The 9,633-nt window shown below is 73.8% G+C and carries 3 protein-coding genes; all 3 read right to left on the bottom strand.

Going from position 1 to position 9,633, the window contains the following annotated elements; genetic code table 11:
- Positions 1 to 44: 44 nt before the first annotated feature.
- Genes BM252_RS17095 through BM252_RS17105 form a run of 3 tightly spaced genes read right to left on the bottom strand, consistent with a single transcriptional unit; the run spans position 45 to position 9,540 of the window.
- On the bottom strand, positions 45 to 1,451 hold the full coding sequence (locus BM252_RS17095) for an MFS transporter (RefSeq protein ID WP_093388877.1): 1,407 nt from the start codon (positions 1,449 to 1,451) through the stop codon (positions 45 to 47).
- Positions 1,448 to 6,187: a non-ribosomal peptide synthetase gene (locus BM252_RS17100; RefSeq protein WP_093388878.1), complete on the bottom strand. Its 4,740-nt coding sequence runs from the start codon at positions 6,185 to 6,187 to the stop codon at positions 1,448 to 1,450. Before BM252_RS17100 ends, BM252_RS17095 begins: the two co-directional genes overlap by 4 nt.
- The gene (locus BM252_RS17105) at positions 6,184 to 9,540 is read right to left on the bottom strand and encodes a non-ribosomal peptide synthetase (protein WP_093388879.1); all 3,357 of its coding nucleotides are present in this window, start codon (positions 9,538 to 9,540) and stop codon (positions 6,184 to 6,186) included. Before BM252_RS17105 ends, BM252_RS17100 begins: the two co-directional genes overlap by 4 nt.
- Between the last annotated feature and the right edge of the window lie 93 nt (positions 9,541 to 9,633).

Below are 9,633 nucleotides of genomic sequence, written 5' to 3' on the forward strand. Positions count from 1 at the left end.
CACCATCGAAGATTGGTTGTGATCCACTTGCGTGGGCGCGCGCATCAGGCCGCGCCGGCGTGGCCGCCATGGCCGGCCGGCGCCATCTGCCCGCGTTCCGTTGTTGCTGCCGGGCCGTCGCAGGCGTCCGGCAATTGCTCGACATGGCGCACCGCCGGCACGCACCATGCCGCCAAGGCCACCGCCGCCATCAGCAGCCCCAGCGTGATGAACATCAGCCCGATGCCGCGTCCGGCGCCGGTGCCTATCCATCGTCCCAGCGAGTCGGCCAGCGCGCCGTCGCGCGCCAGCAGCGGCTCGAACAGCCGTTCGGCCAGCGGTCCGGCCAGCACGTAGCCGACCGGCATGGCCGACTCCGACAGCACGCGCTGGATGGCGAAGCAACGGCCCTGCAGCGCGGCCGGCACCTTGCTCTGCCACAGGCTGTCGTTGCAGGCGCCGATCACCGGCAGCATGGCGAACAGCGCGAAGCCGGCCGCCGTCACCAGCAGCATCGACGGCGCCAGCCCGTGCAGCGCCAGCGCCAGGCCGGCCAGCAGCGAACAACCGAGCACGCCGTGGATGCGCCGCGTCGGCCCGCCGCTGGCGGTCATCGCCAGGCCGCCCAGCAGCAGGCCGGCGCCGCCCAGTCCCATCTGCAAACCCAGCATGGCCGGGTCGGCGAAGGACAGCACCAGCGGCGTGATGGCGATGCTGGCGATACCGAACAGGAAGTTGTTGACGCCGAAGACCGACAACAGGCCGAGCAGGCCGCCGCGCGAGCGTACGTAGCGCCAGCCTTCGCCGGCCTCGCGCCACAGGCCGCCGCCCCCGGCCGGGTCGGCCGGGTCGGGCCCCTCGGCGCGTGGCGGGCGCGGCACCCGCGCCAGCGCCAGCGCGGCGGCGCCGGTCAGGAAGCTGGCGGCGTCGACCAGCAGCACGCCGTATAGGCTGATGCTGCTGACCAGCACCCCGGCCAGCAGCGGCCCGGCCACCTGCGCCACGGCGGCGCCGGTTTGCACCAGGCCGTTGACGCGGCTGAGCTGTTCGCGCGTGGCCAGCAGCGGAATGCTGGCCGAGTAGGCCGGCGCCAGGAAGGCGTTGGCCAGCGAGGACAGGCCGACGCCGGCGTAGATGTGCCACAGCGCCAAGCGGTCGAAGGCCAGCAGCGCGGCCAGCGTCAGCATGCTGGCGGCCGACAGCAGCTCGCAGCCGAGCATGACGCGGCGCCGGTCCCAGCGGTCGACCAGGGCGCCGGCCAGCGGCGACACCAGCAGCGCCGGCACCGCCATGGCGACGAAGATCAACGCGAAGCGGGTGGTCGAGCCGGTGCTCTGCAGGACCCAGATGCCCAGCGCGAAGGCCGACAGGCGCGAGCCGACGCCGGACACCAGCTGGCCGAACCAGATCAGCAGGAAGTTGCGCAGGCCGGCCAGCTGCGCCAGCTTGGCCGGTTTGGCGGCGGCGCTCATGCGCGCCGCTCCGGCGCGGCCGGCGCGGGCAGGAAGCCGCGCGCCCGCATGTGGCGCAGGTACGTCGCCATCAGGGTGCGGTCGGCCGGCGGGCAGACGGTGCCCAGCGGCGCCACCGCCGCCATCGTCGCGCCGCAGTCGAAGCGCGGTTCGCGCGCGTCGATCCGCTCGGCCGCCGGGAACAGCGCGGCGAAGCCGGCCAGCGCGTTGTCGCGCGAGTCGGCGGTGGCGGCCAGCAGGGCCGTGCGCCAGCTGGCGTAGTCGGTCGGCGCGACGGCGTGGCCGGCGGCGCGCAGGCAGTCCAGCAGCTCGTCGAGCGACATGCGCCGCGGGTTGAGGAAGTGGAAGTTGCCGTCGGCCGGGCCGGCGCCGAGCGCCAACTGGACGATGGCGCGGCTGACGTAGTCGACCGGCGCCATGTCGAAGCTGTCGCCGTCGACGCGCGGCGCCAGGCCCAGCTGCACACAGCCCTTGATCCACGAGTGGAAGTAGTCGCCCAGGTTGGCCGTGCCGTCGCGGCTGTCGCCGGTGATGCGCGCCGGCCGGTACAGCGCCACCGGCAGGCCGCGCGCGCGCGCCGCCAACGCCAGCTGCTCGGCCACCCACTTGCTCTGGTTGTAGCCGCCGTGCTGGCCGGCCGGCGTCGGCGCCGGCGAGCGCTCGCTGACGGTGGCGTCGAGCTGGTCCTCGGTCAGGTAGACGCCCAGGGTGGAGACCAGGTGCACCGGTTTGACGCGGACGCTGCTGGCCAGGCGCAGCACGTCGCGCGTGCCGCCCACGTTGGCCGCCTCCAGGCTCTCGTAGGGGGCGAGGAAGTTGACCTGGCCGCCGTTGTGGAAGACCACGTCGGCCCGTTCGGCCAGCGCGGCGAAGCCGGCCGCGTCGAGGCCGAAGGACGGCGCGGCCAGGTCGCCGGGCAGGGCCTCGACGCGCGCCTCGTCGCCGGGGCGCCACAGGCCGTAGCCCTGCAGGTTGGCGCGGATGCGGCGCAGGCCGTCGGCCTGGTCGGCCGCGCGCACCAGGCAGAGCATGCGGGCGGAGCTCAGGTCGAGCAGGTCGCGCAGCATGTAGGCGCCGAGGAAGCCGGTGGCGCCGGTGATGAAGACGCAGCCGGGCTGCGCGCGCGGGGCGCGCGGCGGCAGCGCCCGGGCCGGGTCGATCTCGGCGGGCAGCACCACCTTCGACGCCAGGTCCAGCTCGGCCGGCGCGATGCCGGCGCGCAGATCGTCGACCACGCGCGCCAGCGCCGCCACGGTGGGCGCGGCGAACACGGCGCTGAGCGGCACTTCGACGCCGAAGGCCTGGCCGAGGCGGAACACCAGCGGCAGGGTCAGCAGGGAGTCGCCGCCGACGCGGAAGAACTCGTCGTCGACGCCGAGGTCCTGGCGCGCCAGCAGCTCGCTCCAAATCGCTAGCATGGCGCGTTCGGTGTCGCTGGCCGGCGGCGTCGCTGCGCGTAGCGGCGCGTTGTGCGCGGTATTCCGCGAGGTGCCCTGCGCCATGGTGCTCGGCGTCGGCAGGGCGCGGCGGTCGACCTTGCCGTTGACGGTCAGCGGCAGCGCGTCCAGGCGCTGGAACAGCGACGGCAGCATGGCGTCGGGCAGGCGGCCGGCGAGGAAGGCGCGCAGATTGGCGGCGTCGACTGCGGCGCCGTCGGCGGCGACGAAGTAGGCCACCAGGCGGCGCTCGCCGGGCGCCACCTCGCAGACGCTGGCGACGGCGGCGCCAATGCCGGGGTAGTCGCCCAGCGCCGCCTCCACCTCGCCGAGCTCGATGCGCACGCCGCGCAGCTTGACTTGCTGGTCGCTGCGGCCGATGAAGTGCAGGCTGCCGTCGGCGTTCCAGCGCGCCTGGTCGCCGCTGCGGTACAGGCGGGGCGCGACTGGGCTTATGCCTGCGTCTATGCCCGCGTCTATGCCTGCGCCTGAGCCTTCCCTCGTGCTTGCGCCGTCGCCGCTATCGGCCGCGAAGGGATCGGGCACGAAGCGGGCCACGTCCAGATCGGGCGCGTTCAGATAGCCGCGCGCCACGCCGGCGCCGCCTATGCACAGTTCGCCGACGACGCCGCGCGGCGCCAATTGCAGATGGGCGTCGAGCACGTGCACTTGCACGCCGGGCAGCGGCCGGCCGATCGGCAGGTCCGGCCCCGCCAACCCGGCGCCGTCGACGGTGCTGAGCAGGGTGGCGCAGACGGTGGCCTCGGTCGGGCCATAGTGGTTGCTCAGGGTGACGCGCCGGCCGGTCAGCGCGGCGAAGCGGCGCACCAGCGACAGCGGCACCGCCTCGCCGCCGAACATCAGCATGCGCAGTGTGGGCAGCAGGGGCGTGGCCGAGGCGGAACTGGCATCGGCACTGGCATTGGCATTGGCATTGGCGCCTGTGGCTGGCCGGCCCAGGCCCTCGGTCCAGCGCCGCCACAGCGCGGCCGGCGCGTCGATGGCGCTGATGTCGAACTCGGCGCAGTAGCGCTCCAGCTCGCGCGGACCCAGCTCGTTCGGCGCCGGGTGCAGCACCAGCGTGGCGCCGGCCGCCAGCACGGGGAAGATGTCGCCGACCGAGGCGTCGAACTGCAGCGGCGGGATCATCAACAGGCGGTGGCCGGCGCAGTCGTGGCGCAGAGCGAAGGCCTGCACCAGGTTGATAACGCCGGCGTGGCTGATCGAGACGCCCTTCGGCAGTCCGGTCGAGCCGGAGGTGTAGATGACATAGGCTTCGGCGGCGCCCGCGGCACCGTCATATGCCGCCATGTTCGTCTTGGCTGCCGGCTCGCGCCAGTCCAGGCTTAACAGCGGCAGGGGGCGGCCGCCGGCCAAGCGGTCGGCGCGGGCGCCCAGCGGGGCGGGGAAGGCCAGCGCGACGGCGCCGGCGTCGTCCAACATGTGGCCCAGGCGGTCGTCGGGATGGGCCGGATCGAGCGGCAGGTAGGCGGCGCCGGCCGCCAGAATGCCGAGCAGGCCGACCATGGCGTCCGCCGAGCGGTCCGCCAGCAGGGCGACGCGGGCGCCGGGGCCGACGCCGAGCGCGCGCAGGTGCCCGGCCACGGCGTCGGCCGCCCGTGCCAGCTCGGCGTAGCTGAGCCGCGCGTGCGGCGCCAGCAGCGCGGGGGCGTCCGGCCGCAGCGCCGCCTGGGCGCGCACCCAGCCGAACAGATTGCCGCCGGCCGGCGGCGCCAGCACGGTGGCGGCGGGGCCGCCGTCGGCCAGGGCCAGCAGCTCGGCGCGTTGGGCGGCGTCCAGCAGCGGCAGGCGCGACAGCGCGCAGTCCGGCGCGCGCGCCGCGCCGTCCAGCAGCACCAGGTACTGGCCGGCCATGCGGGCGACGCCGGCGGGCTCGAACAACTCGGTGTTGTAGTCCAGCGCCGCCAGCATGCCGTCGGCCTGGCGGGTCAGCGACAGGGTCAGCTCGAAGCGGGCGCTGTCGAAGTCGCAATGCAGCGGCAGGCTGCGCAAGCCGCGCAGTTGCAGCGGCTTTTCCACCCCGGGCTGGAGCACGAACATCGCCTGGACCAGGGCGCTGCGGCCGGGCACCCGCTCCAGCTTGAGGGTGTCGACGATGCGCTCGAGCGGCGTGTCGGCGTGGCTGTAGGCGTCCAGGCAGTAGCTGCGGGTGCGCGCCAGCAGCTGGCGGAACGAGGGGTCGCCCGACAGGTCGCCACGCATCGGCAAGGTGTTGGCGAACAGGCCGATCAGGGGCTCGAACTCGGCGCGGCCACGGTTGGCGAAGGGCGTGCCGACCACCACGTCGTCCTGCCCGGCGTGGCGGCCCAGCAGGCACTGGAAGGCCGCCAGCAGCACCATGAACAGCGTGGCGTTTTCGTTGCGCGCCAGTTGCTCCAGGCGCTCGATCAAGGCGGCCGGCAGGCGGCAGCTGTGGCGTGCGCCGCCTGCGCCCAGCGTTTCGGGACGCGGTTTGTCGGTCGGCAGGCTCAGTGCGCCGCCGACGCCGGCCAACGCGCCGCGCCAGTAGTCGAGCCCGCGTTCCAGCTTGCGCTGCTGCGCCGGCGCGGTTTGCCAGCGCACGATATCGGGAAAGCCGGGCCGCAGCGGCGCCCATTCCTGCGCCTCCCCGCCGACCAGGGCGTTGTAGCGCAGCTCCAGCTCCGAGCCGAGCACGTCGCTGGACCAGGCGTCGCCGACGATGTGGTGCAGTACCACCAGCAGCGCGTGGTCGTCGTCTGCCATGCGCACCAGGGTGGCGCGCAGCAGCGGCGGGCGGGCCAGGTCGAAGGGGTGGGCGTTCTCCTGGCTGGCCAGGCGGCTCAGTTCCGTCTCGCGCGCGGCCGGCGCCTGCGCGGACAGGTCCAGCCGCCGCAGCTGGAAGGCGACGTCGGCGTGGACGCTTTGCATCGGCTGCCCGGCCTGTTCGCAAAAGCCGCTGCGCAGGGCGGCGTGGCGGGCGACGATGGCACTGAAGGCGGCCTGCAGCGCGTCCGCATCCAAGGCGCCGAGCAGGCGGTGGTGCTGGTAGAGGTTGTAGGCGCCGCTGCCCGCTTGCAGCCGCTCGAAGAACCAGATGCGCTGCTGCGCCGGCGCCTGCGCGAACGGCTCGCCGTCGGCCAGCGGCGCCAGGGCGTCGATGCCGGCGGCCAGGTCGGGTGTGGCGTGCTCCGCGCTTTTGCCGCTCGCGCTCAGGCGTTGCTGCAGCAAGGCGCGCTGCTGTGGCGTCAGACGGGCCAGGCGGTCTTCCGCCGTCGCGCCGCCGTGCTGGCCGGCTTGCGCTGATGGTTGTTGGTTCATGGTTGCTCCACGGCGCTGGCCAGCAGCGCGTCGATGTTGGCGTCGGAAAGGCCTTCGAGTTGGTCGAGCATGGCGGCCAGCGCGCCGTCGTCGACCTCGTCGAGGCGGCTGCGCAGCAGCAGTTCGGCGAAGGCCGCCACGGTGGGCGCCTCGAACAGGCTGCGCAGCGCCAGCTCGGCGCCCAGGGTCTGCTGCACGCGCATGATCAAGCGCGTCGCCAGCAGCGAATGGCCGCCCAGCTTGAAGAAGTCGTCGTCGATGCCGACCCTTGGCAAGGCCAGCACCTCGGCCCACAGCGCGCACAGCGCCTCCTCGTCGGCGTTGCGCGGGGCGCGGTAGCCGGCGCCGTCCACGCTGGCGCCGTCCGGCTTGGGCAGGGCGCGGCGGTCGATTTTTCCGTTCGGCGTCAACGGCAGCTGGGCCAGCGCGACAAACGCCGACGGCAGCATGTATTCGGGCAGGCGGCCGGCGGCGTGGGCGCGCAGCGCGGCGGCCGGCGGCACGCTGGCGCCGGCGGCGGCGACCAGGTAGGCCACCAGGCGCTTGTCGCCGGGCTGGTCCTCGCGGCAGATCACCACCGCCTGGGCCAGCGCGGCGTGCTCCTGCAGCACCGCCTCGATCTCGCCTAGCTCGATGCGGTAGCCGCGCAGCTTGACCTGGTTGTCGATCCGGCCCAGCACCTCGATGCGGCCGTCGCGGCAGCGCCGCGCCAGGTCGCCGCTGCGGTACAGCTTGGCCTCGGCGGCGGATGGATTGAACGGGTCGGCGACGAACTTCTCCGCCGTCAGTTCGGGCCGGCGCAGGTAGCCCAGCGCCACGCCGGCGCCGCCGATCAGCATTTCGCCCGGCACGCCGGCCGGTTGCAGCTGCATGTGCGCGTCGACCACGTAGACCTGGGTGTTGGCGATCGGCTGGCCGATGCTGATCGGCGCGGCGTCGGGCCCGACCTGTTCCACCGTCGACCAGATCGTCGTCTCGGTCGGACCGTACATGTTCCACAGCGCGCCGCAGCGCTCCAGCAGGCGGTCGGCAAGTTCGCGCGTCAGCGCCTCGCCGCCGCTCAGCGCGGTCAGGCCGGCGCGGCCGCGCCATCCCGCTTCGAGCAGCATGCGCCAGGTGGCCGGCGTGGCCTGCATGTAGCTGGCGCCGCTGCTGTCGATCAAGCGCGCCAGCGCGGCGCCGTCGGCGGCGGTGGCGCCGTCGGCGATCTCGACGCTGGCGCCCAGCGTCAGCGGCAGCAGCAGTTCGAGCACGGCGATGTCGAACGACAGCGTGGTGACGGCGCAGACCCGGTCGGCCGCCGTCATGCCCGGCCGCCGCGCCATCGAGGCGAGGAAGTTGACCACCGCGCGGTGCGGCAGCAGCACGCCCTTGGGCCGGCCGGTCGAACCGGAGGTGTAGATCACGTAGGCCGGCGCGTCGGCGTCCAGCGCGACGGCGGGCGCCTCGTCGGCGGCGCCAAGCCCGTCGAGCAGCAGGGTGGCGGGCGCCTGGGCCGGCAGCTGGCCCAGCAGCGCGCCCTCGGTGACGACGACGCTGGCGGCCGAGTCCTCCAGCATGAAGGCCAGCCGCTCGGCCGGATAGGCCGGGTCGAGCGGCAAATAGGCGGCGCCGGCCTTGAGGATGCCCAGCAGCGCCACCAGCATCTCCGGCGCGCGGCGCACGAACAGGCCGGCCAGGTCGCCCGGGCCGACGCCGCGCGCGGTCAGCGCCCGGGCCAGCGCGTTGGCGCGGCCGTCGAGTTCGGCGTAGCTGACGCTGCGGCCGAGGTGGCGCACGGCGACGGCGTCCGGCGTGCGCGCCGCTTGGGCCTCGAACATGGCGTGCACGCTGCCCTGCGGCGGCACCGGCTGGGCGCTGGCGTTCCAGTCGTGCAGCAGTTGGCGGCGCTCGTCCGGCGCCAGGATCTCCAGTTTGGACAGGGCCAGCTGCGGTGCCGCCACGGCCGAGCGCAGCAATTGGACCAGGTGGCCGGCGAAGGCGTCGATGGTGGTGCCGTCGAACAGGTCGGTGGCGTACTCCAGGTACAGGCTCAGGCCGCCGTCCTCCTCGCCGGCGAACAAGGTCAGGTCGGCCCGCGCGGTGCCGGCGTCGAGCGCGCCGTGCTCGGTCGGCAGCAAGCTCAGGCCGTGCAGCTTGACCTCCTGCGGCGGGAAGTTTTGGAAGAACAGCATGGCCTGGAACAGCGGCGAGTGGCTCAGCGAGCGCTCCAGGTTCAGCTCCTCGAGCAGCCGCTCGACCGGCAGGTCCTGGTGCGAGTAGGCGCCCAGGGTGCCCTCCTTGACCCGGCCCAGCAGCTGGCGGAAGCTGGGGTCGCCCGACAGGTCGGTGCGCAGCGCCAACGTGTTGACGAAGAAGCCGACCAGCGGCTCCATCTCCTCGCGGCGGCGGTTGGCCACGCCGACGCCGACGATCTGGTCGTCCTGGCCGGAGTAGCGCGCCAGCAGCGCCTGGAAGGCGGCGGCCACCACCATGAACGGCGTGGCGCCCTCGTCGCGGCCGAGGCGCTTGATGTCCTCGTACTGGGCGGCGGCAATGCGGTGGCAGCGCGCGGCGCCGCGCTTGCTCTGCACCGCCGGGCGCGGCCGGTCGCCGGGCAGCTCGAGCACGGGCAGCTGGCCGGCCAGGCGCTCCTTCCAATAGTCGAGCTGGCGCGCCAGGGAGGCGCTGCCCTCGGCCAGCAGCTCGTTCTGCCACAGCGTGTAGTCGGCGTACTGGATCGGCAGCTCGGCCAGTGGCGATGGCCGGCCGGCCTGGAAGGCGTCGTACAGCGCGCACAGTTCGGCGAAGATGACGCCGTGCGACCAGCCGTCGAAGGCGATGTGGTGGGCGTTCAGCACGAACAGGTGCTGGCGCTCGTCGAGCCGGATCAGCACGGCGCGCAGCAGCGGGCCGCTGGCCAGATTGAACGGCCGGCGCGCCTCCTCGCGCGCCAGGCGCAGCGCCGCCGCGCGGCGCTGCTCGGCCGGCAGCGCGCCGACGTCGAGCCGCTCCAGCGTGAACGGCGCGGCCGCCAGCACGCGCTGGTGCGGCCCGGCCTCGTCCTGCACGATCACCGTGCGCAGCACCTCGTGGCGGGCGACGATCTCGCCCAGCGCCCGCTCCAGCACGGCGGCGCGCGCCTCGCCCTGCAGCCATATCGCGCTGGGCACGTTGTAGACCGGCGATTCCGGCTCCAGCTGGTCGAGGAACCACAGGCGCTGCTGGGCGAAGGAGAGCGGCAGGCGGGCCGGGCGCGCCCGGCGGCCGATGTCGTGGCGCACCGGCGGCGCGGCTTGTTTGCTCAACTGCTGCATCAGCAGGGCGCGTTTTTCCGGCGACAGGCCGGCCAGTCGTTGGTTCAGATCAGTCATGATGTTTTCCAGTGTGGTTCGGTGGTGGTTGCTATCGGGGTAAGGGCGCGTGCGCCGCCCTCGGGTTTGCCGCCTACTGTGCCGCCTAATGTG

The organism is Rugamonas rubra (assembly GCF_900114705.1).
GTDB classification, from domain to species: domain Bacteria; phylum Pseudomonadota; class Gammaproteobacteria; order Burkholderiales; family Burkholderiaceae_D; genus Rugamonas; species Rugamonas rubra.